Origin of the sequence: Pseudomonas sp. PS02290 (assembly GCF_029960075.1) — a bacterium.
In the GTDB taxonomy this organism is placed as follows: domain Bacteria; phylum Pseudomonadota; class Gammaproteobacteria; order Pseudomonadales; family Pseudomonadaceae; genus Aquipseudomonas.
Genome location: NZ_JASCOY010000025.1, coordinates 42,243 through 68,829, shown reverse-complemented (window position 1 = coordinate 68,829; position 26,587 = coordinate 42,243). Strand labels below are relative to the sequence as shown.

At 60.2% G+C, this 26,587-nt stretch carries 23 protein-coding genes and 1 rRNA gene; 7 read left to right on the top strand and 17 right to left on the bottom strand.

Annotated features, from left to right (window positions below; translation table 11 throughout):
* Nucleotides 1-80, top strand: a 5S ribosomal RNA gene (rrf, locus tag QMX88_RS29705); the annotation flags it as partial.
* 121 nt (nt 81-201) lie between these two features.
* Here rrf and queD read toward each other — a convergent pair.
* Together queD and QMX88_RS13615 are read right to left on the bottom strand one after the other, a co-directional pair.
* Nucleotides 202-558, bottom strand: a complete 357-nt coding sequence (gene queD, locus QMX88_RS13620) for a 6-carboxytetrahydropterin synthase QueD (protein ID WP_282370113.1) — start codon at nt 556-558, stop codon at nt 202-204.
* Nucleotides 559-662: 104 nt separating this feature from the next.
* Complete coding sequence (locus tag QMX88_RS13615; protein ID WP_192174856.1) at nt 663-1,745, bottom strand: patatin-like phospholipase family protein; 1,083 nt, start codon at nt 1,743-1,745, stop codon at nt 663-665.
* Between the two features lie 163 nt (nt 1,746-1,908).
* Here QMX88_RS13615 and QMX88_RS13610 point away from each other — a divergent pair, with 163 nt between their 5' ends.
* The 6 genes from QMX88_RS13610 to QMX88_RS13585 all read left to right on the top strand — a co-directional run bounded on the left by QMX88_RS13610 (nt 1,909) and on the right by QMX88_RS13585 (nt 7,538).
* On the top strand, nt 1,909-2,217 hold the full coding sequence (locus tag QMX88_RS13610; RefSeq protein WP_192174855.1) for a PepSY domain-containing protein: 309 nt from the start codon (nt 1,909-1,911) through the stop codon (nt 2,215-2,217).
* The gene (locus QMX88_RS13605; protein ID WP_282370110.1) at nt 2,217-2,546 is read left to right on the top strand and encodes a PepSY domain-containing protein; all 330 of its coding nucleotides are present in this window, start codon (nt 2,217-2,219) and stop codon (nt 2,544-2,546) included. Before QMX88_RS13610 ends, QMX88_RS13605 begins: the two co-directional genes overlap by 1 nt.
* Nucleotides 2,546-3,214 (top strand): response regulator transcription factor, encoded by a 669-nt coding sequence (locus QMX88_RS13600; RefSeq protein WP_282370108.1) that lies wholly within the window; start codon nt 2,546-2,548, stop codon nt 3,212-3,214. The genes QMX88_RS13605 and QMX88_RS13600 overlap by 1 nt, the downstream gene beginning before the upstream one ends.
* Entirely contained in the window at nt 3,211-4,566 is a 1,356-nt protein-coding gene (locus QMX88_RS13595) for an ATP-binding protein (RefSeq protein WP_282370106.1), read from the top strand. The genes QMX88_RS13600 and QMX88_RS13595 overlap by 4 nt, the downstream gene beginning before the upstream one ends.
* Before the next feature lie 85 nt (nt 4,567-4,651).
* On the top strand, nt 4,652-6,331 hold the full coding sequence (locus QMX88_RS13590) for a methyl-accepting chemotaxis protein (RefSeq protein WP_282370104.1): 1,680 nt from the start codon (nt 4,652-4,654) through the stop codon (nt 6,329-6,331).
* Between the two features lie 142 nt (nt 6,332-6,473).
* Nucleotides 6,474-7,538, top strand: coding sequence for an AI-2E family transporter (locus tag QMX88_RS13585; protein ID WP_192174850.1), 1,065 nt, complete (start codon nt 6,474-6,476; stop codon nt 7,536-7,538).
* 756 nt (nt 7,539-8,294) lie between these two features.
* On the opposite strand, the gene nuoN is transcribed toward QMX88_RS13585, so the two are convergent.
* From nuoN to QMX88_RS13510, 15 genes are all read right to left on the bottom strand, one after another.
* A complete protein-coding gene (gene nuoN / locus QMX88_RS13580) occupies nt 8,295-9,752 on the bottom strand; it encodes an NADH-quinone oxidoreductase subunit NuoN (RefSeq protein WP_192174849.1) in 1,458 nt (485 codons plus the stop codon).
* Nucleotides 9,753-9,759: 7 nt separating this feature from the next.
* Nucleotides 9,760-11,292, bottom strand: a complete 1,533-nt coding sequence (nuoM, locus tag QMX88_RS13575; protein WP_282370096.1) for an NADH-quinone oxidoreductase subunit M — start codon at nt 11,290-11,292, stop codon at nt 9,760-9,762.
* 52 nt (nt 11,293-11,344) lie between these two features.
* The gene (nuoL, locus tag QMX88_RS13570; protein WP_172611451.1) at nt 11,345-13,192 is read right to left on the bottom strand and encodes an NADH-quinone oxidoreductase subunit L; all 1,848 of its coding nucleotides are present in this window, start codon (nt 13,190-13,192) and stop codon (nt 11,345-11,347) included.
* A complete protein-coding gene (nuoK, locus tag QMX88_RS13565) occupies nt 13,189-13,500 on the bottom strand; it encodes an NADH-quinone oxidoreductase subunit NuoK (RefSeq protein ID WP_065989117.1) in 312 nt (103 codons plus the stop codon). Before nuoK ends, nuoL begins: the two co-directional genes overlap by 4 nt.
* A gap of 4 nt (nt 13,501-13,504) precedes the next feature.
* On the bottom strand, nt 13,505-14,005 hold the full coding sequence (gene nuoJ / locus QMX88_RS13560; RefSeq protein ID WP_282370088.1) for an NADH-quinone oxidoreductase subunit J: 501 nt from the start codon (nt 14,003-14,005) through the stop codon (nt 13,505-13,507).
* A gap of 9 nt (nt 14,006-14,014) precedes the next feature.
* On the bottom strand, nt 14,015-14,563 hold the full coding sequence (gene nuoI, locus QMX88_RS13555) for an NADH-quinone oxidoreductase subunit NuoI (protein WP_037008808.1): 549 nt from the start codon (nt 14,561-14,563) through the stop codon (nt 14,015-14,017).
* Nucleotides 14,564-14,574: 11 nt separating this feature from the next.
* A complete protein-coding gene (gene nuoH / locus QMX88_RS13550) occupies nt 14,575-15,564 on the bottom strand; it encodes an NADH-quinone oxidoreductase subunit NuoH (RefSeq protein ID WP_037008811.1) in 990 nt (329 codons plus the stop codon).
* The gene (nuoG, locus tag QMX88_RS13545) at nt 15,561-18,272 is read right to left on the bottom strand and encodes an NADH-quinone oxidoreductase subunit NuoG (RefSeq protein WP_282370084.1); all 2,712 of its coding nucleotides are present in this window, start codon (nt 18,270-18,272) and stop codon (nt 15,561-15,563) included. Before nuoG ends, nuoH begins: the two co-directional genes overlap by 4 nt.
* A 134-nt stretch (nt 18,273-18,406) precedes the next feature.
* On the bottom strand, nt 18,407-19,765 hold the full coding sequence (gene nuoF, locus QMX88_RS13540; RefSeq protein ID WP_192174847.1) for an NADH-quinone oxidoreductase subunit NuoF: 1,359 nt from the start codon (nt 19,763-19,765) through the stop codon (nt 18,407-18,409).
* Nucleotides 19,762-20,259 carry an NADH-quinone oxidoreductase subunit NuoE gene (gene nuoE / locus QMX88_RS13535; RefSeq protein WP_282370081.1) on the bottom strand — a complete coding sequence of 166 codons (498 nt, stop codon included), beginning with the start codon at nt 20,257-20,259 and terminating at the stop codon, nt 19,762-19,764. Before nuoE ends, nuoF begins: the two co-directional genes overlap by 4 nt.
* A gap of 2 nt (nt 20,260-20,261) precedes the next feature.
* Nucleotides 20,262-22,043, bottom strand: a complete 1,782-nt coding sequence (gene nuoC / locus QMX88_RS13530; RefSeq protein ID WP_122536330.1) for an NADH-quinone oxidoreductase subunit C/D — start codon at nt 22,041-22,043, stop codon at nt 20,262-20,264.
* Between the two features lie 74 nt (nt 22,044-22,117).
* Nucleotides 22,118-22,792, bottom strand: coding sequence for a NuoB/complex I 20 kDa subunit family protein (locus QMX88_RS13525; protein WP_065989126.1), 675 nt, complete (start codon nt 22,790-22,792; stop codon nt 22,118-22,120).
* 10 nt (nt 22,793-22,802) lie between these two features.
* The gene (locus QMX88_RS13520) at nt 22,803-23,216 is read right to left on the bottom strand and encodes an NADH-quinone oxidoreductase subunit A (protein ID WP_037008823.1); all 414 of its coding nucleotides are present in this window, start codon (nt 23,214-23,216) and stop codon (nt 22,803-22,805) included.
* A 490-nt stretch (nt 23,217-23,706) separates the two neighbouring features.
* Nucleotides 23,707-25,032, bottom strand: coding sequence for an isocitrate lyase (aceA, locus tag QMX88_RS13515; protein WP_122625266.1), 1,326 nt, complete (start codon nt 25,030-25,032; stop codon nt 23,707-23,709).
* A 640-nt stretch (nt 25,033-25,672) separates the two neighbouring features.
* Nucleotides 25,673-26,461: a secretin N-terminal domain-containing protein gene (locus QMX88_RS13510; RefSeq protein WP_282370065.1), complete on the bottom strand. Its 789-nt coding sequence runs from the start codon at nt 26,459-26,461 to the stop codon at nt 25,673-25,675.
* Nucleotides 26,462-26,587 lie beyond the last annotated feature (126 nt).

Here is a 26,587-nt window from a genome sequence, read left to right as displayed (position 1 = left end):
ATCCCGAACTCAGCAGTGAAACGATGCATCGCCGATGGTAGTGTGGGGTTTCCCCATGTGAGAGTAGGTCATCGTCAAGATTAAATTCCAGAACCCCATTTGCGAAAGCAGATGGGGTTTTGTTTTTTGCGCGCGGAAAAGCTGTTAAACGCCGTTCCAAAAAAAACCACCCGTGGGGTGGTTTTCATTTTTTAACGCTGATCAGTCACCGCGATACACGCACCCGCTGGTGCATGTCTCGTGAATCCGTATGGCGGACAGCTCTGGCAGCAGCGGCTTCAACTCCTTCCAGATCCACTTCACCAACACTTCACTGGTCGGATTTTCCAGACCGGGGATGTCGTTGAGGTAGTTGTGGTCCAGACGCTCGTACAGAGGCTTGAATATCATCTTGATCTCGGAGAAATCGCGAATCCATCCGGTATGGGGATCGGGTTCGCCTTGCAGGTAGATCGCTATACGAAATGAGTGACCGTGCAGGCGTCCGCACTTGTGGCCGTCTGGCACGTGAGGGAGCCGGTGAGCTGACTCGAACGTAAATTCTTTAAAAATTTCCACGGTGATATGAGCCTTGAGAAGTGGCGATCGCCAGAGCGATAAATGCAAGCGGCGAGTTTATCAGTAATGGTTTCGCGAGTGACAGGCGGAACCTGACCAGATGGTTAAGCCAAGGGCTGCAGGCGTTGAATGAGACGGCCTGTGTCGACGAGCTCCAGGAACTCGTCCCCCAGTCGCCTGCTGCTTTCCATTGCGGTCCGCCAATACCGCTGACGATCCGCATCCCTCCCGACGAACCGCTTGAAGTCGCTTCGATCAGGCAGCTTGCCACAGGGCAGCGTAGCCAGATACTCCTTTGAGGGCGCAAGCAGTACGACGTCTTGAAGCCGAGTCTGGTCGCCTCTGCGCCAGGGCAGTGCCTTGTCAAACCAGCCTGGAATTATTTTGTCGGTAAAGTGCGGATACAGCACGATGTCGCTTCCGCTGTATGGAAGATCCAGATGGTAGTCGAGCAGGCCGCCGTCGCGGAACATCCCTGCGCCGACACCGGGGATCTCTGCAACGCCCTCCATAACCATGGGAATGGAGCCTGACGCCAGCAATGCCTGGCGCAGGTTGAGCGTATTCAGTGGCAAGCAATGAGACGGAAAGTCAGTCATTGGCAGAAGGGGAGGGGCGAGGCGTGGGTCGTGCATGACCAGCCGCTCGAAATGCCGCGACAGGCGCGCGCGCCCGAGCAGGTTATCTGCGATCACGGCTCCCAGTCCCAGGCTCAACCCAGCACGATGATCTCGGGCGAGCAAACCGCGGCTTCTGACGATCATCACGTTGAGCCGATAATGGGCGTTCGTCAGGACGTGGGCATCATCCGCCTGCAAAAGCGCGTCGAGCATCGTCATACAGCTGCGGGTGACTTGAGCCATGGTCACGCCTTTGGCGAAACTCTGCTCGTTGTACAGCCGACCAAGTCGCTGGATCCCTGCAACCGGGTCCGGCAAGCATGCGCTTGCAAAGCGCCACGAACCGATGGAGGCGCCAATTAACGAGCGCTCCCGCTGAGCCCGGGGCAGCCATTCGCCGAACAGCGCCAGATCCAGCCCCTGAATCCCCAGCGCTTTCGGTCCACCCGCCGCGCCCGGGATGATGCCGACATCTATCGGCGACAGCCCTTGCTCGCTGATCCGCGTTATCGCGCGCCTGCCGGCCTTGATAGTCAATGCTGGGTATTTGATGTGAATGTTGCTCATGGCCCCTCCGGGGTCTGACAGGGGAGAATCATATCGTGGATCTCGCTTACATCCGCTGGCGGCTCGCCAGGTAGTGGCACGTAGCCAGATGAATTCAGCTTCAATTAAGTTCGCCCGGTTATCGTTGGCTCCGTAAACAACCAGACCACTACGGAGATCCACCATGAAATTCCTGACTGCTTTTATCGCTGCGACTGCACTCACCCTCACAGCCGGTTATGTCCAGGCCCGGGATCTGGGTCCAGATGAGGCGCTGAAACTGCGCGATGCAGGTACTATTCAATCCTTTGAAAAGCTCAACGCCGTCGCCTTGGCGAAGCATCCGAAATCCACCATCACTGACACCGAGCTGGAACAGGAATATGGCAAGTATGTTTACCAGATCGAACTGCGCGATGCGCAAGGTGTGGAGTGGGACGTTGAAGTCGACGCCGTCAGCGGGCAGATCCTCAAAGACCATCAGGACGCCTGATGATCTCCAGTAAGCGTCCCGCCAAGTGTTTCGTTTACTGTCTGGTGGCCGCGTGTGCGGTCACCCCGAGCCTGGCGTGTCTGGCTCGGGATCTGAATCAGGACGAGGTGCTTGAGCTGCGCAGGAAAGGCGTGATTCTGCCACTTGAGCAGTTCATTGATCAGGCACTGGGACGTTACCCCGGCTCCAAGCTGCTTGAAGCCGAACTTGAGGAAAAACACGGTGTGTTGGTCTATGAGATCGAGCTGCTCACTGCCGATCATGTGGTGCGCGAGCTGAAATTCGATGCCGGTGACAGCCGCCTGTTGCAAGACAAGGAAGACGATTGATGCGTTTGTTATTGGTTGAGGACCACGTTCCCCTGGCGGACGAGCTCATCAGTACGCTTGGCCGGCAGGGTTACGCGATCGACTGGCTGACTGACGGCCGCGATGCGGTTCATCAAGGAGCTACCGAGCCTTACGACCTGATCGTGCTTGATCTTGGTCTGCCAGGCGTTCCGGGACTAGAGGTCCTTCAGAAATGGCGGTCCGGCGGGCTGTCTACCCCCGTACTCATTCTGACGGCGCGGGCCTCGTGGGCCGAACGTATCGAAGGACTCAAGGCTGGCGCTGACGACTATCTGACCAAACCCTTTCATCCCGAAGAGTTGCAGCTGCGCATTCAGGCGCTGCTTCGCCGTGTCCGTGGTCTGGCCAATCAGCCGAAACTTGAATCCGCCGGCCTGCACCTGGACGAAGGGCGCCAGTGCGTCAGTCGCGGGGAGGAGGACATCCAGCTGACGGCTGCGGAGTTTCGCCTGCTGCGTTACTTCATGCTCCACCCCGGGCAAATTCTGTCCAAAAGTCATCTGGCCGAGCATCTTTATGACGGGGAGAACGAGCGGGACTCGAACGTGATCGAGGTCCACGTCAATCATTTGCGCCGCAAGCTTGGGCGGGCCGTGGTCGAGACACGACGCGGGCAAGGCTATCGTTTTGCCGGGACGGGCGAGTGAGGTCGATACAGCGCCGCTTGAGCCTGGGCCTGATCAGCGTGCTGCTGATTGTGGGGCTGGTCCTGGCGCAGATCAGCCTGTGGTTGTTTGAAGTCGGCTTGCAGCGTTATCTCGAGTCTGGCCTGCGCAATGAAAGCGAGCTGCTGCTGGTGGCACTGGTTCGCGGCCCTAACGGCCTGCAGCTCGATGAGCATCGGCTGTCGCCCGGCTATCAACGGCCCTATTCAGGCCATTATTTCCGGATTGATTTCGACCAGGGTCATTGGCGGTCGCGTTCGCTGTGGGATCTGGAGTTGCCGCATCCGGGCAAGCCCGGTCTGCACGCTGATCTCGCGCTTGAGAAGACCGATCAATCGCTGTTGCTGCTGCACACCGATTACCGCAAGTTCGGACAGACCATCTCCATCACCGTCGCTCAGGACTACACCCCGGTGCGAGACAGTTTCGCACTGGTCCAGCGCATCGGTCTCGGGTTGGGGCTGATGGCCCTGATATTGATTCTGGTGTTGCAGCGCGTCACGGTTCGCCGCGCATTGCGCCCGCTGGAAAGGGCCAGAGAACAGATTTTCCAGCTGCAACAAGGGCAGCGCTCGCAACTTGATGAGCGAGTGCCGGTGGAACTTGAACCGCTGGTCGCGCAGATCAATCATCTGCTGGCCCACACCGAGGACAGTCTCAAGCGCTCCCGCAATGCCCTTGGCAATATGGGCCACGCGCTGAAAACGCCGCTGGCCGTGCTGATGAGCCTGGCCGAAGGCGACAGGCTGGCAGGTCATCCGCATGTGCGCGATACCCTGCGCGATCAGCTGCAGCACATTCAGCAGCGTCTGGAGCGTGATCTCAATCGCGCACGTTTGTCAGGCGATGCGTTGCCGGGTGCGCGGTTTGATTGTGCTGCGGAGATACCCGGGCTGTTTTCCACATTGCGGATGATTCATGGCGAGCATCTGGAGCTGAGCAGTGAGATCGCTGCGGATCTGTTCCTGCCGTGGGATCGGGAGGACATCCTCGAGCTGTTGGGCAACGTGATGGACAACGCCTGTAAGTGGGCCGACAGCCAGGTCAGGCTGACCATTGCCAAAGGTGCTGATGGCTACTGTCTTTTGATCGACGACGATGGCCCGGGCATCCCCTCCCAGCATCGCGATGAAGTGATCGGCCGTGGCAATCGTCTGGACGAGCAAGTGACCGGCCACGGTCTGGGCCTCGGCATCGTCAAGGATATCGTCGAGGCGTGGGGCGGGCGCATTCAGTTGCTGGACAGCCCCATGGGCGGGCTGCAAGTGCGCATCGATCTGCCCGAGCGACTCAGCCCGCAACTGCCCGGGAGCGAAAGCGCGCCTCATTCCTAGTGACCTCAACTTTTTGTGCGCCGGGCCGTTAACCGTAAAGGAACCCCAACGGCTCAACGCACAAAAACAAAGGGTCATGACTGCCATGCGGCTAAATCTCAAAGCCAAAGTACTTTCGCTTGCCGTGCTTCCGGTGTTGGTGTTCGCACTGATCATCAGCGTCAGCACCGTCATCATGCTGCGTGAGCAGGGCAAGCGCGACGTCGAAGAAACCCGCCAGCACCTGCTCGCTGAGGCCAAAGCCACGTTGCAAAGTTACGTGGCCGTTGCGCTGGGCACCATCAAACCGCTTTATGACGCCTCGGCCCCGGGTGACATGGAAGCGCGGGCGCAGGTCATCAAGATGCTCTCCCAGGTCACCTACGCCAAGGACGGGTACTTCTTCGGCTACGACTCTCAGGCGGTGCGGCTGTTCAAGGGCAATAGCCCGGATGGCATCGGCAAGAGCTTCAAGGATGCCCGCGATCCAAAAGGCGTTTTCGTGAATGCCGGTCTCGTTGACGTGGCGAAAGCGGGTACTCATTACCTGGAATATTCCTCCGCGCTACCCGGTTCGAGCGAGCTGGTTCCCAAACTGGGTTACACCGAATACCTGCCGAAATGGGACATGGCCTTCGGGTCATCGATCAATCTGGACAACATCGATGCCAAGGTCCAGGAGCTGCAGAAGAATGTCGCCGAGCGCCGGCAGAACATGCTGGTCAGCATCATTGGCATCACGCTGCTGGTATTGGTGATTATCGCAGCGGTGGGTTTCTGGATCGCGGGCGGTATTCTGCGGCCGCTGCGCCTGATGAAAGCCAACCTCGATGACATCGCCGCCGGAGAGGGTGATCTGACTCAGCGCCTGGCGGTGACCTCCCAGGACGAACTCGGCGAGCTGGCCGGGTCGTTCAACCGCTTTGTGGACAAGATTCATGGGCTGGTCCGGCAGATCGCCGAAATGACCGCACAACTGACCGGGCTGGTGGGTGAAGTGACCGACCAGGCGCAACGTTCCGAGCAGGCAATGGAGCGTCAGCGTCACGAAACCGATCAGGTCGCCACGGCGATCAATCAGATGTCGGCCGCTGCGCAGGAAGTCGCGAAGAGCGCTCAAGGTGCTTCGGTTGCGGCGCAGCAAACCGATGCCGAAGGTCAGGCCGCCAAGCGAGTGGTCGACGGCAGCATCCAGCAGATTCACGCGCTGGTGAACGACATCCGCGACAGCGGTACTTCACTGGACAGCCTGCAGAATGACGTGTCGTCGATCGCCGGCGTGCTCGGAGTGATTCGTTCCATCGCCGATCAAACCAACCTGCTGGCGCTCAACGCTGCCATTGAAGCTGCGCGTGCCGGCGAAGCGGGCCGCGGGTTCGCAGTGGTGGCGGATGAGGTGCGTGCACTGGCCAGCCGTACGCAGCAAAGCACTCAGGAAATCCAGGGCATGATCGAACGCTTGCAGCAAGGCACACAGGGCGCGGTGCAGGCGATGCGACGCTCGAGCGAGGCGGGCGACGGGACCTCCGCCCGCGCCAATGAAGCCGGCGCGTCGCTGGATACGATCGGTCAACTGATCGGCACGATCAACGCCATGAACGCGCAGATTGCCAGCGCTGCAGAAGAGCAGACGGCCGTGGCGGAAGAGATCAATCGCAGCGTCCACCAGATTGCCGTGGCGGTCGAAAGCGTGGCCGATGAAACCCGCCACGGCGCCTCCACGTCGCGCAACCTCACAGAGCTGAATCAGCGTCTCGGCCAGTTGGTCCGGCAGTTCAGAATCTAGACCGGGGTGGCGGGCCTCGCTCGGGGCTCGCTGTCCGCACCTCCTCCATTGACCTTGCACTTCAGCTGCGGCACTCCTGTGGCGATTGACGGACTAAGCATCAGACCGTGTGCTTGGCGCGGTGTAATGACATGGAAGAAACATGAACGAAACCGCGCTACAAAACAAAACCCTGCTGCTGTTATTGATACTGGTGACCATCGCGTTCATCTGGATCCTGCTGCCGTTCTACGGCGCGGTGTTCTGGGCGGTGATCCTCGGGATTATCTTTGCGCCGCTGCAACGCCGTCTGCTGGCCCGCTTCGGTTGGCAGCGCAACCTGACCTCTTTGTGCACGCTGACGATTTGTCTGCTGATCGCGATTCTGCCGGTGATCGTCATCGCGGCGTTGATGGTTCAGGAGGGGGCGACGCTTTACAAGAATGTGGAAAGTGGTCAGCTCGACATCGCCAAGTATCTGGCTGAATTCAAGGTCTTGCTGCCGCCCTATGTGCAGCACTGGCTTGATCGCCTGGGCATGGGGGATTTCAACGGGTTGCGCGACAAGATTGCCAAAAGCGCGATGCAGGGCAGCAACTACCTGGCCACCCAGGCATTCAGCTTTGGGCAGGGTACCTTCGATTTCGTTGTCAGCTTTTTCATCATGCTGTACTTGCTGTTCTTCTTCCTGCGCGATGGGCAGGACCTCACCCGCAAGATCCGCATCGCGATTCCGCTGGCTGAGCCGCAGAAGCGCCGCCTGCAGTTGAAGTTCACCCGTGTGGTTCGCGCTACGGTGAAGGGCAATATCGTGGTGGCGGTGACGCAGGGCGCGTTGGGCGGGTTTATTTTCTGGGCACTGGATATCCCGAGCGCGTTGCTGTGGGCGGTGATGATGGCGTTTCTGTCGTTGCTGCCGGCGGTGGGGGCGGGGATTGTCTGGGCGCCGGTCGCGCTGTATTTCCTGCTCAGCGGGATGATCTGGCAGGGCGTGGTGTTGGGGCTGTTCGGGGTGTTTGTGATCGGGCTGGTGGATAACGTATTGCGTCCGATCCTGGTGGGCAAGGACACGCGGATGCCCGATTACCTGATTCTGATTTCGACGCTGGGCGGGATGGCGGTGTTCGGGTTGAACGGGTTTGTGATCGGGCCGATGGTGGCGGCGTTGTTTATGTCGACGTGGGCGTTGTTTACCGGCGACAAGAAAACCGTTCGATTGCCCGGTTAGCGTGTGCTTCTAAGATCAAGATCTAAAGCGTCTGCCTAACGGCAAACATCTCGCCTTCGGCGAGTTACTTGGAAAAGCACCCCAAGTAACCAAGGGTGCTTGCTCCTGGTTTGGCCCTTCCTTCGTCAGGGTTCCTTCACTCCGGTCTCGCTCCGTGGGCCCGCTGCCATCCGCCATCCATGGCGGGGGGCAGCTCTCGCCGCATCCATGCGGCTCGGCCCGCGGAGCGAGACCTACGTTCAGCCTGCACCCAAGTCGCGATTGACGTCGTCTGGACTTCCTGCGCATGAAGATCAAGATCAAAAGCTTCCCGGCTTAAGCCGGTCCTACTAAGCCTCGCATTCCGTCAGTAGGACCGGCTTTAGCCGGGAAGCCGTTGATCGGCATTTGATTTGCTTTTGATCTTCATACGCAAAAAGCCAAGCCACCGCCAATCGCGACTTGGGTGCAGGCTGAACGCAGGTTTTGCGCATTGGGCCGAGCCGCATGGATGCGGCGAGAGCGCCGTCAGGACATGGATGTCCGTTCGGCGCGGGCCCACGGAGCAAGACCGGAGTGAGGGTATTCCGACGGAGGAGGAACCCAACCAGGAGCAGGCACCCTTGGCTGCTCTTTAAAACAGAGAGGGGGGTGCTTTTCCAAGTAACTCGCCGAAGGCGAAATGTCTGCCGTTAGGCAGACGCTCTTGATCCTCTAAAATCAAAAGCCATAAAAAACCCTGCTCGAAAGCAGGGTTTTTTGTGCATCACTCAGCCATCACAAACCCGCATGGCCCACCAGGGTCAGCAGCGGTTGCGGATAAACGCCCAGGAAGAACGCCAGCAGCGTAATCCCCAACAGCATCACACCACCTGCACGTTGCGCCCAGTTGAACGGGGCGTCGTGGCGCTGGATCTTCGAGTCTTGCAGGTACAACGTCACCATCACACGCAGGTAATAGAACACGCCAATGGCGCTGCCCACGACCAGGGAACCGGTCAGCCACCACAGGTGCGCTTCGACGCCGGTTGCGATGATGTAGAACTTGCCGATGAAGCCCGTCGTCAGCGGGATACCCGCCAGGGACAGCATCATCACGGTCAGCACGGCCGTAAGGTACGGACGACGCCAGAAAAGGCCGCGGTATTCGAACATCGCGTCGGCATCGCGGCCGCTGTAAGGCGACGACATCAGCGTGACCACGCCGAACGCGCCCAGGCTGGTCAGCACGTAGGTGACCAGATAGACGTTGATCGCCTCGACCGCCATGCCCTTGCTCGCCACCATCGCGATCATCAGGTAACCGAAGTGCGCGATAGACGAATAACCCAGCAGACGCTTGAGGTTGTTCTGCGTCAGCGCCAGCAGGTTACCGACCAGGATCGACGCCACGGCGATGACCGACATCACGTCCGTCAGCACGCCGCTGGTGGCTGCCGGAGATATCTGGAACAGACGAACCAGCACGCCGAACACCGCGACCTTACTGGCCGTAGCGAGGAAAGCCGCTACCGGGGCAGGGGCGCCTTCGTATACGTCCGGTGTCCACAAGTGGAACGGCACCAGCGACAGCTTGAAGCCCAGACCCACCAGCATCATGCCCAGACCCAGGCTTGCGATCGGGCTTGGCATGCCGGTGGCGGCGATGGCCTTGCCGATTTCGCTGAAACCCAGGCTGCCGGATTCGGCATACAGCAGCGCCATACCGAACAGCAGGAACGCCGAGCCGGCTGCCGACAACACCATGTACTTGATGCCACCTTCCAGCGAACGCTTGTTGAAGAACGCGTAAGCCACCAGACCGTAGACCGGCACCGACAGCAACTCCAGACCAATGAACAGGCTTGCCAGGTGTTGCGCGGCGACCAGCACCAGCCCGCCGGCCGCAGCCATGAGGATCAGCAGGTAAAGTTCTTCGCGGTTGCCCGGATAACCCGCCTTGCCTTCACCCAGGTAGGCGTGAGCCAGGGTGACGCAGGCCAGGGTCGACACCAGAATGATGCCCATGTAAAGACAGGCGAAGCTGTCGATCTGCAGCAAAGGCGTGACCACCAGCGGCGCGACTTTCAGCGCCGGGTAGATGGACAGCAAAGCCAGGTTGAGTCCCGCTACCGTCAGCAGGAATGATTGCGAGTGACTGCGACGCCATGCGATGCCCAGCATCACCACCACAACGGTGATGCTGGTAATCAGCAGCGGCGCCAGCGCAATAAAGTGTTGAATCGTCAGGTCCATAGCGCTCTTACCGGGCCGAAGCGAGTTGAGTGAAGGCGGTGCCGAGCCATTGCTGCACGCCATGCATGGTCGCCGAGGATGTGTCGAGGATCGGTTGCGGGTACACGCCCAGCAGAATCAACAACACCGCCAGACCCAGCACCATGATCAATTCCCGACCGTCCATGCCTTTGTAGACCGCGTCGGACTTGGCCGGGCCGAAGTAGGCGCGGTGGATCATGATCAGCGAGTAGACAGAACCGAACACCAGACCGGATGTAGCGATGGCGGTAATCCACGGCGCGCTGACAAAGCTGCCGATCAGGATCAGGAATTCACCGACGAAGTTACCGGTGCCTGGCAGGCCCAGCGACGCAGCGGCGAAGAACAGGCTGATGGCCGGCAGGTACGCGATCTTGCTCCACAGGCCACCCATTTCGCGCATGTCGCGGGTGTGCAGACGCTCGTACAACTGGCCGCTGAGGATAAACAGCGCGGCGGCCGACAGACCGTGAGCGAGCATCTGCACGACGACGCCTTGCAGCGCCTGCTGGCTACCGGAGTAGATGCCGATCAGCACGAAGCCCATGTGCGAAACGCTGGAAAACGCGATCAGGCGCTTGATGTCGGTCTGGGCGAAGGCGAGGAAAGCACCGTAGAAGATACCGATCAGGCCCAGCACCATGGCGATCGGCGCGAACTCGGCCGACGCATTTGGGAACAGCGGCAGCGCAAAACGCAGCAGACCATACGCAGCGGTCTTCAGCAGGATGCCCGCCAGGTCCACGGAACCTGCGGTCGGCGCCTGGGCGTGAGCGTCAGGCAACCAGGAGTGCAGCGGCACGATCGGCAGCTTCACCGCGAACGCGATGAAGAAACCCAGCATCAGGATGTATTCGGTGCCGTGGGACAGCTTGGTTTTCAGCAGGTCCGCGTAGCCGAAGGTGATCACGCCGGTCTGGTTGAAGTGCACCAGTACCAGACCCAGGATCGCCACCAACATAATCAGGCCGCTGGCCTGAGTGAAGATGAAGAACTTGGTCGCTGCGTAGATCCGCGTCTTCTTGCCGTCCGCCGAGCTGTGACCCCAGAGCGCGATGAGGAAGTACATCGGCACCAGCATCATTTCCCAGAAGAAGAAGAACATGAACAGGTCGATGGCGAGGAACACGCCGACGACACCGCCCAGGATCCACATCAGGTTCAGGTGGAAAAAGCCGACGTTACGTTGAATCTCTTTCCACGAGCAGAGTACCGAGAGGATACCCAGCAGGCCGGTCAGCAGAATCATCAGCAGGGACAGGCCATCGAGGGCCAGATGAACGCTGATGCCGAAGCGCTGAATCCACTGGAGCTTGAATTCAAGGGCCCAGGTCGGATCGGCGCCCGGAACTGGAGCGTAGGTAAACGTACCGGTGCTCCAGACCCACAGGCCCAGAATCGTCTCGAGAGACATGGTCAACAGCGCAATCCAGCGCGGCAGGGTAGGGCCGAAGCGCTCACCTTGCCAGCACAGCAGGCCGCCGATGAAGGGGATCAGGATTAGCCAGGGCAGAATCATGACGGGCTCAATTCCTTTCGCAAAGTCGCAAGGTTCATGTCAGTTCGACTCATCAGACCAGCACAATCGCGCCGAGTACCAGTACGGCACCTGCGGCGATCGAAGCGGCGTACCAACGGAGCTGACCGGTTTCGGTGCGGGTCATCAAGCCGTTGCCAGCTTTGACCAGACGCGGAATCAGGCCGATTGTGTGGTCGAGCGGGTCGCCACGCAGCAGGCGGCTGATCGCCAGGTAAGGTTTGACGAACAGCACGTCATACACCCAGTCGAAGCCCCACGCCGCGAACCACCATGCGGACAGGAAACGACCCGGACCGCTGTTGGCGATGGCCGTGGCCAGACGACGCTTGCCGAGGAACAGCACCGCCGCCAGCAGGATACCGGCCAGAGCGATGGCGCCCGAGGCGATTTCCAGGCTGTGCTTGGCTTCGCCACCCGCATGACCCGCGCTTTCCGGCAGCACGCCGGCCAGTGGCGGATGAATCCAGGCGCCAATGAACGTCGACAGCACGATCAGCACACCCAGCGGCAACCAGTGGGAAATCCCGTGACCGGCGTGGGCTTCGGTCTTCGCTTCGCCGTGGAAGGCGATGAAGATCAGGCGGAAGGTGTACAGCGAGGTCATGAACGCACCGACCAGACCGGCATAAAGCAGGTACTGATGACCGCTGGCGAACGCTTCCCAAAGGATTTCGTCCTTGGAGTAGAAACCCGCCGTGACCAATGGCAGGGCCGACAACGCCGCGCCGCCGACGATGAAGCTGGCGTAGGCCAGTGGCAGCTTCTTCCACAGGCCGCCCATCTTGAAGATGTTCTGCTCGTGATGGCAGGCAACGATCACCGCGCCGGACGCGAGGAACAGCAGCGCCTTGAAAAAGGCGTGGGTCATCAGGTGGAAAATCGCGCCGTCCCATGCACCCACGCCCAGCGCCAGGAACATGTAGCCGATCTGGCTCATGGTCGAGTAGGCGAGGATACGTTTGATGTCGGTCTGCACCAGTGCGGCGAAACCCGCCAGTACCAGGGTCACGCCCCCGACGATGCCGACCAGATGCAGGATGTCCGGAGCGAGGATGAACAGGCCGTGGGTCCGCGCGATCAGGTAAACGCCCGCGGTCACCATGGTGGCGGCGTGGATCAGTGCCGACACCGGAGTAGGACCGGCCATCGCATCCGCCAGCCAGGTTTGCAGCGGCAGTTGCGCGGATTTACCGACAGCGCCGCCCAGCAGCATCAGTGTGGCCAGAACGATCCAGAAATCACCGACCTTGAAGTGCTGTGGTGCACGAACGAGCAGTTCCTGAATGTTCAGCGTGCCCAGCTGCTGGAACAGGATGAACAGGCCGATGGCCATGAACACGTCGCCGATGCGGGTCACGATGAAGGCTTTCAGTGCCGCGTTGCCGTTGTTGCGGTTGCTGTAATAGAAACCGATCAACAGGTACGAGCACAGGCCCACGCCTTCCCAACCGAAGTAGATGAACAGCAGGTTGTCGCCCAGGATCAGAAACAACATGCTGGCAATGAACAGGTTGGTGTAGGCGAAGAAGCGCGAATAGCCGTCTTCACCGCGCATGTACCACGAGGCGAACAGGTGAATCAGGAAGCCGACGCCGACCACCACACCGAGCATGGTGATGGACAGGCCATCGACATACAGGGCGAAGTTGGGTTCGAAGCCGTCCACTGACATCCAGCGCCACAGCACCATGGTCAGGTGACCGCCTTCGGGTGGTGAGACGTTGAACTGGAAGATCACATACGCGGCCACGATGGCCGACAGGCCAATGGAGCCCACGCCGATCAGGGCTGAAAGGTTTTCCGACCATTTACCGCGCGAAAACGACAGCAGCAGGAAACCGATCAGGGGGAATACGAAAGTCAGAAAGAGTAGGTTCATCCGCGCATCTCGCTGGCAGCGTCGATATCGAGCGTGTGGAAGCGGCGATACAGTTGCAGCAGAATCGCCAGGCCAATGCTGGCCTCGGCTGCGGCAAGGCTGATCACCAGAATGAACATGATCTGGCCGTCAGGCTGTGCCCAACGGCTGCCCGCGACCACAAAGGCCAGCGCGGCTGCGTTCATCATGATTTCCAGGCTCATCAACACGAACAGAATGTTGCGGCGTACCAACAGGCCCGCCAGGCCGAGGCAGAACAGGATGCCGGCGACCGCCAGACCATGTTCCAGAGGGATTGCTGAGTTCATGGCTTTACTCCTTCGCCTCGTTGCGGCCGACATGGAACGCCGTCACGGCTGCCGCAAGCAGCAGCATCGAGGCGAGTTCGACAACCAGCAGGTAAGGGCCGAACAGGCTGATGCCGACGGCTTTGGCGTCCACCGTGGTGTGACCGATGGAAGCGCCGGTGGAGTTGGCAAACAGCACGTAAATCAACTCCGCCATGAGCAGGCCGCCCAGAAGCATCGGGCCGAGCCAGATGCCGGGTTTGAGCCAGGCGCGTTCTTGTTGAACCGAGGCCGGGCCCAGGTTCAGCATCATCACCACGAAGACGAACAGCACCATGATGGCGCCCGCGTAAGCGATGACTTCCAGGGCACCGGCAAACGGTGCACCGAGACTGAAGAACGTCATGGCCACGGCGATCAGCGAAATGATCAGGTAGAGCAGGGCGTGCACCGGGTTTGTGTTGGTGATCACCCGAAGGGTGGCCACCACAGCGATGCCGGATGCGAAATAGAAAGCGAATTCCATCTTTCTTCCTTAAGGCAGCAAGCTCTTGACGTTGATGGGCTGGGCTTCGTTCTGGGCATCGCCTTTCGGCTTGCCGGCGATGGCCATCCCCGCAACGCGGTAGAAGTTGTAATCAGGGTTCTTGCCGGGGCCGGAGATCAGCAGATCTTCCTTCTCGTACACCAGATCCTGACGTTTGAACTCGGCCATCTCGAAATCCGGTGTCAGCTGGATCGCGGTGGTCGGGCAAGCTTCCTCACACATGCCGCAGAAGATGCAACGCGAGAAATTGATGCGGAAGAACTCCGGGTACCAACGACCGTCGTCGGTCTCGGCCTTCTGCAGCGAGATGCAACCCACCGGGCACGCCACGGCGCACAGGTTGCACGCCACGCAGCGCTCTTCGCCGTCGGGGTCGCGGGTCAGGACGATGCGGCCACGGTAGCGGGGCGGCAGATAGACCTGCTCTTCCGGATATTGCAGGGTGTCACGCTTACGGAAGCCATGGCCGAAGACCATGATCAAGCTGCGCAGCTGGGTACCCGTACCCTTAACGATGTCGCCAATATATTTGAACATGGGTCAAATCCTCACTGAGCCGCCAGGACGACCGCAGCGGTCACCAGCAAATTGATCAGGGTCAGTGGCAAGCAGAACTTCCAGCTGAAATCCATCACCTGGTCATAACGCGGACGAGGGATCGAAGCACGCAACAGGATGAACAGCATGATGAAGAACGCGGTTTTCAGGGCAAACCACATGAACGACAGTTGCGGCAGGATATCGAACGGACCATGCCAGCCACCGAAGAACAGGGTCACCAGCAGCGCCGAGATCAGGATGATGCCGATGTACTCACCGACGAAGAACATGCCCCATTTCATGCCGGCGTATTCAATGTGGTAACCGTCGGCCAGTTCCTGTTCCGCTTCCGGCTGGTCGAACGGGTGACGGTGAGTCACGGCGACGCCAGCGATGAAGAAGGTACAGAAGCCGAAGAACTGCGGAATGATGAACCACAGGTGATCGGCCTGGTACTTGACGATGTCTCCCATGTTGAACGAACCGACCTGCACCACGATGCCCATCAGTGACAGGCCGAGGAACACTTCGTACGACACGGTCTGCGCCGAGGCACGCAAGCTGCCCAGCAGGGCGTACTTGTTGTTCGATGACCAACCGGCGAACAGCACCGCATAGACCGACAGACCGGCCATGGCGAAGAAGAACAGCAGACCGATGTTCAGGTCGGCGACTACCCAGGTCTGGGTCACCGGGATGACCGAGAACGCGATCAACAGCGCGCTCATGGCCACCACCGGCGCCAGGGTGAAGATCACCCGGTCGACGAAGGGCGGGTTCCAGTCCTCTTTAAAGAACATCTTCAGCATGTCGGCGGCGATCTGGAACATGCCGAACGGACCGACGCGGTTCGGACCGTAACGGTCCTGCCACCAGCCCAGCAGACGACGTTCGACGAAGCTGAGCAGCGCGCCGCAGACCACCACGGCGAGCAGCACCACGATGGCCTTGACGACGGCGATGATCGAGTCGATCACTTCAGGGGTGAACCAGGTCATTGAGCGGCCTCCTGCAGTGCGTCGACGGTTTTGCCGAACAACGCCGGAGGAATGCCCGCCAGACCGGACGGCAGTGCCACCAGGCCTGCGCCCAGTTCTTCACTGATGCGCAGCGGCAGACGTAGCGTCTGTCCGGCAACGCTCAGGCTCAGCAGTGCGCCGTCGTTGACGCCCAGACGGTCCGCTTCGGACTTGGCCAGCGCCACATACGCCTGAGGAATGCGCTCTTGAACCGGCGCGGCTTTGGAGGAAGTCTCCTCGCTGCCGAACAGGTGATAGAACGGCACGACCTGCCAGGTTCCTTGTGCAGGGGAGAAGGCACGCGGGACATTGGCGAACCAGCCCAGCTTGTCGCCGCTGCTTTCGATCAGGCGCACGCCCGGATCGCCGGCACGCAGGTGACCACCGACTTCGTCCTGGAACTTGTTCCACGCCTGTGGCGAGTTCCAGCCCGGCGACCAGGCGAACGGCACCTGGGAGCGGGGTTCGGCAGAGCCCGAGTAACCTTCCATCGAGAACGCGAACGCAGTGTCTTTGTCCTGCGGCGTACGCGGTTCGTGGACGCTGATATTGGCGCGCATGGCGGTCCGGCCGCTGTAACGCAGCGGCTCGCGAGCCAGTTTCAGGCCCTTGATGCGGAACGCAGCAGACGGCGCAGCACCGACGATGCCGGCCAGTTGCGGATTGCTGGCGGCGCAGGCTGCAGTGACGTGATCGAGCTGAGTCCAGTCAACCGGCTGATTCAACAGGGTAGCGCGCAGGGCATGCAGCCAGCGCCAGCCTTCGTGAACCAGAATGCTTGCGTCCAGGTAAGTTGGATCAAAGACTTGGAAGAAGCGCTGGGCGCGGCCTTCCTGGCTGACCAGCGTACCGTCACCTTCGGCAAAGCTCGCAGCCGGGAGCACCAGGTGCGCGCGGTCGGTGGTCGCAGTCTTCTGGTGATCAGCAACGATCACCACTTTCGCGGCCTTCAATGCAGCCTCGACCGTGGCGGCATCAACGCGGGTGAACAGATCGTTTTCCAGCACGACGATGGCGTCGGCCTGGCCGGAAATCACGGCCTGCAGCGCAGCGTCCACCGAGTCGCCACCGAACAGGGTCAGGCCCATGCTGTTGGCTTCCGGCACGATCAGGCTCAGCGAACCCTGCTTGTCGCGCAGCTTCAAGGCTTTGGCGATGTTCGCCGCGGCTTCGATCAGCGCGTTCGAACCCAGCGAGGCGCCGGAGACGATCAGTGGGCGCTTGGCGTCAAGCAACGCGGTGGCAATGCGCTCGGCCAGTTCCAGCGCTTCGCTGTCCAAGCCAACAACGGCCGGAGCGCTCGGGTCGATGGCGTGGGCCACCGCGAAACCGATGCGCGCCAGGTCGTCAGGCGCCGCGTGCACGCACTCTTCGGCGATGTCGTCGAGGCGGGTGTCGGTGAGGCTGGCGATGAACAGAGGGTTCAACTCGTGCTGACCGATGTTCTTCACCGCAGCGTCAAGCCATGGCTGGACTTTCATCGCAGCGGCCATGTCTTCGGCTTTGTTCTTCACCGACTGACGCAAGCCGAGGGCCATGCGCGCAGCGGTCTGGGTGACGTCTTCGCCAAGGATGAACACGGCGTCGTGCTCTTCGACTTCACGCAAGGTCGGGATCGGCAGCGGGCTGTCTTTCAGCACTTGGGCGATCAGGCGCAGACGCTCCAGCTCACCGGCTTCGATGCCCGAGTAGAAATGCTCGGCGCCGACCAGTTCGCGCAGGGCGAAGTTGCTTTCCAGGCTGGCGCGGGGCGAACCGATGCCGACGATGTTGCGCCCGCGCAGCAGGTCAGCCGCTTTATCCAGCGCAGCGTCCAGGCCCAGCTTGATGCCTTCGGCCAGCGGCTGGCGCGGACGGTCCGTGCGGTTGACGTAGCCATAACCGAAACGGCCACGGTCGCAGAGGAAATACTGGTTCACCGAACCGTTGTAGCGGTTTTCGATACGGCGGATTTCGCCATAACGTTCGCCCGGGCTGATGTTGCATCCGCTTGAGCAGCCGTGGCAGATGCTCGGCGAAAACTGCATGTCCCATTTCCGGTTGTAGCGCTCGGAGTGGGTCTTGTCGGTGAATACACCGGTCGGGCAGACCTCGGTGAGGTTGCCGGAGAATTCGCTTTCCAGGGTGCCGTCTTCGACGCGACCGAAGTACACGTTGTCGTGGGCGCCAAACACGCCGAGGTCAGTGCCGCCGGCGTAGTCCTTATAGAAGCGAACGCAGCGATAGCAGGCGATGCAGCGGTTCATCTCGTGTGCGATGAACGGCCCCAGCTCCTGGTTCTGGTGAGTACGCTTGGTGAAGCGATAGCGGCGCTCGTTGTGGCCGGTCATCACCGTCATGTCCTGCAAATGACAGTGACCGCCTTCCTCGCAGACCGGACAGTCGTGCGGGTGGTTGGTCATCAGCCATTCGACGACGCTGGCGCGAAACGCCTTGGATTCGTCGTCTTCGATGGAAATCCAGGTGTTGTCAGTGGCGGGCGTCATGCAGGACATGACGATACGACCACGGGTGTCGTTCTCGTCGGTGTACTGCTTGACCGCGCACTGGCGACAGGCGCCAACACTGCCAAGTGCCGGATGCCAGCAGAAATAAGGGATGTCGAGGCCCAGCGACAGACACGCCTGTAACAGGTTGTCTGCGCCATCGACTTCGAGCGCTTTGCCGTCTACGTGGATAGTGGCCATGGTTCAAAGTTCTTCGTTGGCCCGGTGTCAGCGGGCGTGGCTAATGGAATCTCGGTGCCATCCGACTCAAACAGCCTCGCGGCGTCGTCGGATGCAGGGAAGGCGGCCTTGTGAGCCGCCGACCGTTTATCGTGTTATGCGCCGACCATGGTCGGACTGATGACCTGATTGAGGTCGCCCGCACGTGTCGGTGCGATGCCTGCCTCGAATTCCGGCCGGAAGTACTTGATCGCGCTGCCCAGAGGTTCCACGGCGCCCGGTGCGTGGGCGCAGAAGGTTTTGCCTGGGCCGAGGAAGTTGACCAACCCCAGCAGCGTCTCGATATCGCCCGGTTGACCCTGACCGTTTTCGAGGGCGCGCAGCATCTTCACGCTCCACGGCAAGCCATCGCGGCACGGCGTGCAGAACCCGCACGACTCCTGGGCGAAGAACTCTTCCATGTTGCGCAGCAGCGACACCATGTTGACCTTGTCGTCCACCGCCATCGCCAGACCGGTCCCCATCCGGGTGCCGACCTTGGCCACGCCGCCGGCGTAGAACTGGCAGTCGAGGTGTTCCGGCAACAGGAAGCCGGTACCGGCGCCGCCGGGCTGCCAGCACTTGAGCTTGAAGCCGTCGCGCATGCCGCCGGCGTAGTCTTCGAACAGCTCGCGGGCAGGCAGGCCGAATGGCAATTCCCACAGGCCGGGGTTCTTCACCTTGCCGGAGAAACCCATCAGCTTGGTGCCGTGGTCTTCGCTGCCTTCGCGGGCGAGGGACTTGTACCAGTCGTTGCCGTTGTTGACGATGGCCGGCACGTTGCACAGCGTCTCGACGTTGTTCACGCAGGTCGGCTTGCCCCATACGCCAACGGCGGCAGGGAAGGGTGGCTTGGAACGCGGGTTGGCGCGACGGCCTTCGAGGGAGTTGATCAGTGCGGTTTCTTCGCCGCAGATGTAACGCCCTGCGCCGGTGTGCACGATCAGCTCGAAATCAAAACCGCTGCCGAGGATGTTCTTGCCCAGCAGGCCGGCCGCTTCGGCTTCTTTTACCGCACGGCGCAGGTGCACGGCCGCAGTGGTGTACTCGCCGCGCAGGAAGATGTAACCGCGGTAGGCCTTCAGCGCGCGTGCACTGATCAGCATGCCTTCGATCAGCAGATGGGGCTGTTGCTCCATCAGCATGCGGTCCTTCCAGGTGTTCGGCTCCATTTCATCGGCGTTACACAGCAGGTAACGGATGTTCATGGATTCGTCTTTGGGCATCAGCCCCCACTTCACGCCCGTGGGGAAGCCTGCGCCGCCGCGACCCTTGAGGCCGGAGTCTTTGACGGCCTGAACGATTTCGTCAGGCGACAGCGTGGCGAACGCTTTGCGCGCCGCTGCGTAACCGTCTTTCTTCTGGTATTCGTCGAGCCACACCGGCTCGCCGTCATCGCGCAGACGCCAGGTCAGCGGATGGGTTTCCGGAGCGCGGGTGATGAGGTTGGCGGGGCCGAAGGAAGTGATGGTCATACGTAACCCTCCAGCAGCGGGGCGACGCCCGCAGGCTGTAGATTGCCGAAAGTGTCGTCGTCGATCATGACCGCCGGCGCCTTGTCGCAGTTGCCCAGGCAGCAGGCCGGCAGCAACGTGAAACGACCGTCGGTGGTGGTCTGACCCAGGCCGATGCCCAGCGTGCTCTGAATCTCGCTGACGATGTCTTCGTGACCGGCGATGAAACAGACCATGCTGTTGCAGACGCGAATGATGTGGCGGCCTACCGGCTGACGGAAGATCTGGCTATAGAACGTCGCCACGCCTTCAACGTCGCTGGCAGGGATGCCCAGCACTTCGCCGATGGCGTAGATGGCGCCGTCCGGCACCCAGCCGCGTTCCTTCTGAACAATCTTCAGGGCTTCGATGGACGCCGCGCGCGGGTCCTCGTAGTGATGCATTTCGTGCTCGATGGCCGAGCGCTCGGATTCGCTCAGGGCGAAACGGTCTGTCTGGATAAGCGTGCTGTTCATGCTTAGCGGTCCACGTCGGCCATAACGAAATCGATACTACCCAGGTACGCAATCAAGTCCGCGACCATGCTGCCTTTGATCACCGAAGGGATCTGCTGCAGGTGCGGGTAGCTTGGGGTGCGAATCCGGGTACGGTAGCTCATGGTGCCGCCGTCGCTCGTCAGGTAATAACTGTTGATGCCCTTGGTCGCTTCGATCATCTGGAAGGATTCGTTGGCCGGCATGACCGGGCCCCACGAAACCTGCAGGAAGTGGGTGATCAGGGTTTCGATGTGCTGCAGGGTGCGTTCTTTTGGCGGCGGCGTGGTCAGCGGGTGATCCGCCTTGTACGGGCCGGCCGGCATGTTGCGCATGCACTGCTCGATGATTTTCAGGCTCTGACGCATCTCTTCGACGCGGACCATGCAGCGATCGTAGGCGTCGCCGTCGTGGGCCAGGGGCACTTCGAATTCGAAGTTCTCGTAACCCGAATACGGACGCGCCTTGCGCAGGTCGAAGTCCAGACCGGTCGCGCGCAGGCTAGGCCCGGTGACGCCCCATTCCAGCGCTTCCTTGGTGTTGTACGCAGCGACGCCCACGGTACGACCCTTGAGGATGCTGTTCTGCAGCGCCGCCTTGGTGTACTCGTCGAGACGCTTGGGCATCCAGTCGATGAAATCCTTGACCAGTTTTTCCCAGCCGCGCGGCAGGTCGTGGGCGACACCGCCGATGCGGAACCAGGCCGGGTGCAGACGGAAACCGGTGACGGCTTCGATCACGGTGTAGGCGCGCTGACGGTCGGTGAATGTGAAGAACACCGGGGTCATGGCGCCGACGTCCTGGATGTACGTCCCCAGGAACAGCAGGTGGCTGGTGATGCGGAAGAACTCGGACATCATGATGCGGATGACGTTGACCCGATCCGGCACGGTGATCCCGGCCAGTTTCTCGACCGAGAGCACGTACGGCAGGTTATTCATCACGCCGCCGAGGTAATCGATGCGGTCGGTGTACGGAATGTAGCTGTGCCAGGACTGGCGCTCGGCCATTTTCTCGGCACCACGGTGGTGGTAACCGATGTCCGGCACGCAGTCGACGATCTCTTCGCCGTCCAGCTGCAGGATGATGCGGAACGCACCGTGGGCCGAAGGGTGGTTCGGGCCCAGGTTGAGGAACATGTAGTCCTCGTTGGTGCCGGAACGCTTCATGCCCCAGTCTTCCGGACGGAAACGCGCGGCTTCCTCTTCCAGTTGCTGCTTGGCCAGCGTCAGGCTGTAGGGGTCGAACTCGGTGGCGCGGGCCGGGAAGTCCTTGCGCAGCGGATGACCTTCCCAGGTCGGCGGCATCATGATGCGGGTCAGGTGCGGGTGGCCCGGGAAGTCGATCCCGAACATGTCCCAGACTTCACGCTCGTACCAGTTGGCGTTCGGCCAGATGCCGGTCACGGTCGGCATGCTCAGGTCGCTTTCGGACAGCGCGACCTTGATCATGACGTCGCTGTTACGTTCTATCGACATCAAGTGATAGAACACGGTGAAGTCGGCGTCCGGCAGGCCACGGCGCTTGGTGCGCAGGCGCTCGTCGACGCCGTGCAGGTCGTACAGCATCACGTACGGCTTGGGCATCTGACGCAGGAAGGTCAGGATTTCGATCAGCCGCGCACGTTGCACCCACAGCACGGGCATGCCAGTGACGGTGGACTGGGCGCTGAAGGCTTCAGCGCCAAAACGGTTATGGAGTTCAACGACGACCTCTTGGTCGTCAGCCTTGTGAGGCGGGATGTACAGAGCGGTGTCTGCAGTCATAGGTCTCGATCGCTATCGGTCAACGTACAGAATGAACCCAGGTTCAGGCTTCTTTTTGTAAAAGAAAAACTGGATCAGACTTCGTCGGGGCTGCGCAGGTTGGTCACCGCAATACGCTGTTCGCGGCGCTGTTCCTTCTGCGACGGCATCTCGGCGCGATAAACGCCCTGATCACCGACGACCCAGGAAAGGGGACGACGCTCCTGGCCAATGGATTCCTGCAACAGCATCAAGCCTTGCAGAAATGCCTCTGGACGGGGCGGGCAGCCGGGCACGTAAACATCCACAGGGAGGAATTTATCCACGCCCTGAACCACGGAATAGATGTCATACATGCCACCGGAGTTGGCACATGCGCCCATGGAGATGACCCACTTGGGCTCCAGCATTTGCTCATAGAGGCGCTGGATGATCGGGGCCATCTTCAGAAACGGGGTGCCGGCGATGACCATGAAATCCGCTTGGCGCGGCGATGCCCGGATCACTTCGGCGCCGAAGCGCGCGATGTCGTGGGGCGCCGTGAAGGCGGTGGTCATTTCCACATAGCAGCACGACAGGCCGAAGTTGTACGGCCAAAGGGAGTTCTTGCGACCCCAGTTGACCGCGCCATTCAGCACGTCTTCGAGCTTGCCCATGTAGATGTTTTTGTGGACTTGGTCTTCTAACGGATCGGAAACGACTTCGCGTTCGCCGATGGGGTACTGCTCGTTAGGAGCATCCGGGTCGATCCTGGTGAGATTATATTGCATTGCCAAAGCCTCATTGTTTTAGCTTCGCCTGCCGGTTACGACGACCAACGGGAGCCCAATCGAGCGCCCCTACCCGCCATAGGTAGACAAGACCTGCCAACAGAATTGCTATGAAAACGAGCGCTTCGGCGAAGCCGGTCCAGCCGCTTTCGCGGACGGACACAGACCAGGCGTACAGAAAGAGGGCTTCAATGTCGAAAATCACGAAGAGCATCGCGACCAGATAGAATTTTGCCGAGAGCCGCAGACGGGCGCCACCGGTGGGCAGCATGCCGGATTCGAACGGTTCGTTTTTGCTGCGGCCCCAGGCTTTGGAGCCCAGCAGGCTGGAGAGACCGAGCATGAAGGCGCAGAGGCCGACGACACCAAGGAGAAACACGGCGAAGCCCCAATTGTGGGCAATCAATCCTGTCGAGTCGGGCATGCTGGCAGTCCTTAACAGAGAGCAAAGGTCTCTGGGCTTGGAAAAGAAGTAGAAGCAGTGACGATATGTCGCAGTGCGATCAATTCCGGGATTTTATGTGCAAAAGGAGGGCAAGTAAATTTTCTGCATCAAATTTATTCGCAGGATTAATGAGATAGGTCACGGTTTTCATGCTTAGCCCCAGCGGGGACGGGCATCGAAGAGGGTTTGGAGAAATATGTTTCTTACGGCGCGGCGACAGTTCGACCTGACTTAAATGATAATAAATATCATTTGGCGGCTGGGTTTGATGTGTGTCACTGGAACGTGACGAAGTTCCCGTTTAATTAGCCGGGAGAGGAAGACGGTTATTGAGTGTGTGGTTAATTAACTTTTAGACGCTGATTTGAGTTGTCTATCGTTAATAGTTGACCAGCAACGTAGGTTTAATCCCTCACTGTCATCAGAAAGCCGCCCGTAGGCGGCCTCTGAATTCCCAATGCGTAGTGGCTTAATGGAACTGTTCTTCTTCCGTCGAACCCGTCAGTGCGGTCACTGAAGACTTGCCGCCCTGAATGACCGTGGTCATGTCATCGAAGTAGCCGGTTCCCACTTCCTGCTGGTGCGCCACGAAGGTGTAGCCCTTGGCCGCGTCGGCAAACTCCTGTTCTTGCAGTTTCACGTAGGCGGTCATGTCGTTGCGGGCGTAGTCGTGCGCCAGGTTGAACATGCTGTGCCACATGTTGTGGATGCCGGCCAGCGTGATGAACTGATGCTTGTAGCCCATTGCCGACAGCTCGCGCTGGAATTTGGCGATGGTCGCGTCGTCCAGATTCTTCTTCCAGTTGAAGGAAGGCGAGCAGTTGTAGGACAGCAGCTGATCCGGGTATTCCTTTTTGATCGCTTCGGCGAAGCGACGGGCCTCGTCCAGATCCGGCTTGGCGGTTTCACACCAGATCAGATCGGCATATGGCGCGTACGCCAGGCCGCGGGCAATCGCCTGGTCGAGGCCGGCTCGTACTTTGTAGAAGCCTTCCGGCGTGCGGGTGCCGGTCACGAACGGCTGGTCATACGGGTCGCAGTCCGAGGTCAGCAGGTCTGCGGCGTTGGCATCGGTACGCGCCAGAATGATGGTCGGCACGCCGGCAACGTCAGCCGCCAGGCGGGCAGCCACCAGTTTCTGTACGGCTTCCTGGGTGGGAACCAGCACCTTGCCGCCCATGTGACCGCATTTCTTCACGGACGCCAGTTGGTCTTCGAAGTGCACGCCGGCAGCGCCTGCCTCGATCATGCTCTTCATCAGTTCGTAGGCGTTAAGCACGCCGCCGAAACCGGCTTCGGCGTCGGCCACGATCGGCGCGAAGTAATCGATATAGCCTTCGTCGCCCGGGTTCTTGCCGGCTTTCCATTGGATCTGGTCAGCACGGCGGAACGAGTTATTGATGCGCTTGACCACGGTTGGCACCGAGTCCACCGGGTACAGCGACTGATCGGGGTACATCGATTCGGCGGAGTTGTTGTCCGCCGCGACTTGCCAGCCAGACAGGTAAATCGCCTGGATGCCGGCTTTGACTTGCTGCACGGCCTGACCGCCGGTGAGGGCGCCCATGCAGTTGACGAAATCCTTGTCGGGTCGGAAGGACGGCTTGGCGCCCTGGGTCACCAGGTTCCACAGCTTGTCAGCGCCCAGCTTTGCAAACGTGTGTTCAGGCTGAACCGAGCCACGCAGGCGGACGACGTCAGCAGCGGAGTAGGTGCGGGTTACGCCTTTCCAGCGTGGATTCTCGGCCCAGTCTTTCTCGATGGCTGCAATTTGTTGTTCGCGTGTCAGTGCCATGGGGTAAACCTCGTTGCTTGGTGTTGTGGGTCTTGAGGTGAAGCTCCTTGCTTCGCCGGCGCCGGATTTCTTCAAGGCGCACTGATGGCTGCTCACTGAATCGGAAAGCATGGATTCTCAGTCAGATTTTTTCGCCATCAGGATGATGAGGCGATGAAGCTGCCTTTTGGGCGGAAATGACGCTAATCGGCACGAACATGCTGAGTTCGAGCGCGATCAGGAGGCGTTCTGCACGACCTCCGATCAGCGGGAGCGAGGCCATCATGCCTCGCCGATTTTGCCTCGTCAAACACTTTGTAGTGCTTTTATGAGAGCACTACATCCTTTGTCTAATACGACCTGTCGGTCAGTTTCAGGCGTGTGAGTGCTGAGAAGGGGAAGTCAGCGTGGATACTGGGCGGTCACGGTATGGAGGCAGGATGTAGTGCTGAATCGGGCACTACATAATTGGCGGTATCGAACCGGAATAGCACGGATGGCCACGGTCCATGTGGGAGCGAGCTTGCTCGCGAAAGCCTTGTGTCAGCCACCAGAGAGCCACTGGCTGCACCGGTCTCTTCGTGAGCAAGCTCACTCCCACAATTTTGTGCAGTGGCTAAATCACCCTTGGGCTTAGCATTGCGATAACGAGCGGTTCCCCTCAATCCAGGCTATCGACCTTCACCCGCAGCTGCATGTCATTGCTGCCCTGTGTCGAGTAGCGTCGGACGACGCCATGCTCGTCGGCGCGGGACTGATCGCTGGCGCCGGCCAGCGTGATCCACTCACCCAGCCGACCGCTGACTTGCGTGTCGGTGCTCTGCACCTTGATCGCGTCGGCCTGTTGCTGGCTCATGCGGTCGTTGTTGGTGCTGATGCTCAGGTGGACGATGTCACCGGTGACCGTCGCGGTGACGTAGAAGCCCTGGGTCACGTTTCGATACTGCGTGTTGGTCTGCGGGTAGCCATAGCCATCGGATTGCACCGTGGTGATCGGTACGCTCTGGCCCATCTGAATCAGCGCCGGCGTCCCTTCGTTGGCCTGAACCTGTTGCACGCCACCGTCGCGACTGGCGGTGCCGTAATTCTGGATGCGCGTGCGGCCGTCGGCGCTGATGCGTCCGTCCTGGGAACGCACGGTGCCATTGACCGAGTAACCCTGGTCGCTCTGGACCGTGCTATCACTGGTGTCGACGCTGATCATGAGTCGCTTGGGCGCGGTATCGAGTTGACCGAGCAGGTCGCGCAGTTCGCTGATCTTGTCTGGTTCGGCGTTGACGATCAGCTTGTTGCCATAGGCATTGACGCTGCCTTCGTTGCCCAGAAACGACTTTACGGTGGGCAGCAGATCGTCGCTGGTGCGGTAATTCAGGGGGATGACTTCAGTGGCGGCCGAAGCCGTGAAGCTGCAAGCCAACAACAGTGAAGCGAGGAGGGTGCGTAATGACATCGATGTGGTCTCCGCGAGGGGCGCGTCTGAACGACGAGTTTGCCAGTTTGTCGGCCCGCGCAGCACCAAGTTGAATCGCGGGCAGCAAAACGCCCCGGTGCTCGCGTTTCAGCATAGACAGCTGAG

Excerpts from the sequence above, each read along its gene's own strand:
- nuoG (WP_282370084.1), bottom strand. The coding sequence starts at position 18,272 with ATGGCCACTATCCACGTAGACGGCAAAGCGCTCGAAGTCGATGGCGCA.
- QMX88_RS13590 (WP_282370104.1), top strand. The coding sequence starts at position 4,652 with ATGCGGCTAAATCTCAAAGCCAAAGTACTTTCGCTTGCCGTGCTTCCG.
- QMX88_RS13615 (WP_192174856.1), bottom strand. The coding sequence starts at position 1,745 with ATGAGCAACATTCACATCAAATACCCAGCATTGACTATCAAGGCCGGC.
- aceA (WP_122625266.1), bottom strand. The coding sequence starts at position 25,032 with ATGGCACTGACACGCGAACAACAAATTGCAGCCATCGAGAAAGACTGG.
- nuoJ (WP_282370088.1), bottom strand. The coding sequence starts at position 14,005 with ATGGAATTCGCTTTCTATTTCGCATCCGGCATCGCTGTGGTGGCCACC.
- nuoI (WP_037008808.1), bottom strand. The coding sequence starts at position 14,563 with ATGTTCAAATATATTGGCGACATCGTTAAGGGTACGGGTACCCAGCTG.
- nuoF (WP_192174847.1), bottom strand. The coding sequence starts at position 19,765 with ATGACCATCACTTCCTTCGGCCCCGCCAACCTCATCACCCGCGCTCCG.
- nuoL (WP_172611451.1), bottom strand. The coding sequence starts at position 13,192 with ATGAACCTACTCTTTCTGACTTTCGTATTCCCCCTGATCGGTTTCCTG.
- QMX88_RS13585 (WP_192174850.1), top strand. The coding sequence starts at position 6,474 with ATGAACGAAACCGCGCTACAAAACAAAACCCTGCTGCTGTTATTGATA.
- nuoN (WP_192174849.1), bottom strand. The coding sequence starts at position 9,752 with ATGGACCTGACGATTCAACACTTTATTGCGCTGGCGCCGCTGCTGATT.
- QMX88_RS13510 (WP_282370065.1), bottom strand. The coding sequence starts at position 26,461 with ATGTCATTACGCACCCTCCTCGCTTCACTGTTGTTGGCTTGCAGCTTC.
- QMX88_RS13605 (WP_282370110.1), top strand. The coding sequence starts at position 2,217 with ATGATCTCCAGTAAGCGTCCCGCCAAGTGTTTCGTTTACTGTCTGGTG.
- QMX88_RS13610 (WP_192174855.1), top strand. The coding sequence starts at position 1,909 with ATGAAATTCCTGACTGCTTTTATCGCTGCGACTGCACTCACCCTCACA.
- nuoE (WP_282370081.1), bottom strand. The coding sequence starts at position 20,259 with ATGAACAGCACGCTTATCCAGACAGACCGTTTCGCCCTGAGCGAATCC.
- nuoC (WP_122536330.1), bottom strand. The coding sequence starts at position 22,043 with ATGACTGCAGACACCGCTCTGTACATCCCGCCTCACAAGGCTGACGAC.
- nuoK (WP_065989117.1), bottom strand. The coding sequence starts at position 13,500 with ATGAACTCAGCAATCCCTCTGGAACATGGTCTGGCGGTCGCCGGCATC.
- nuoH (WP_037008811.1), bottom strand. The coding sequence starts at position 15,564 with ATGACCTGGTTCACCCCTGAAGTGATCGACTCGATCATCGCCGTCGTC.
- QMX88_RS13520 (WP_037008823.1), bottom strand. The coding sequence starts at position 23,216 with ATGCCCGACTCGACAGGATTGATTGCCCACAATTGGGGCTTCGCCGTG.
- QMX88_RS13525 (WP_065989126.1), bottom strand. The coding sequence starts at position 22,792 with ATGCAATATAATCTCACCAGGATCGACCCGGATGCTCCTAACGAGCAG.
- QMX88_RS13600 (WP_282370108.1), top strand. The coding sequence starts at position 2,546 with ATGCGTTTGTTATTGGTTGAGGACCACGTTCCCCTGGCGGACGAGCTC.
- nuoM (WP_282370096.1), bottom strand. The coding sequence starts at position 11,292 with ATGATTCTGCCCTGGCTAATCCTGATCCCCTTCATCGGCGGCCTGCTG.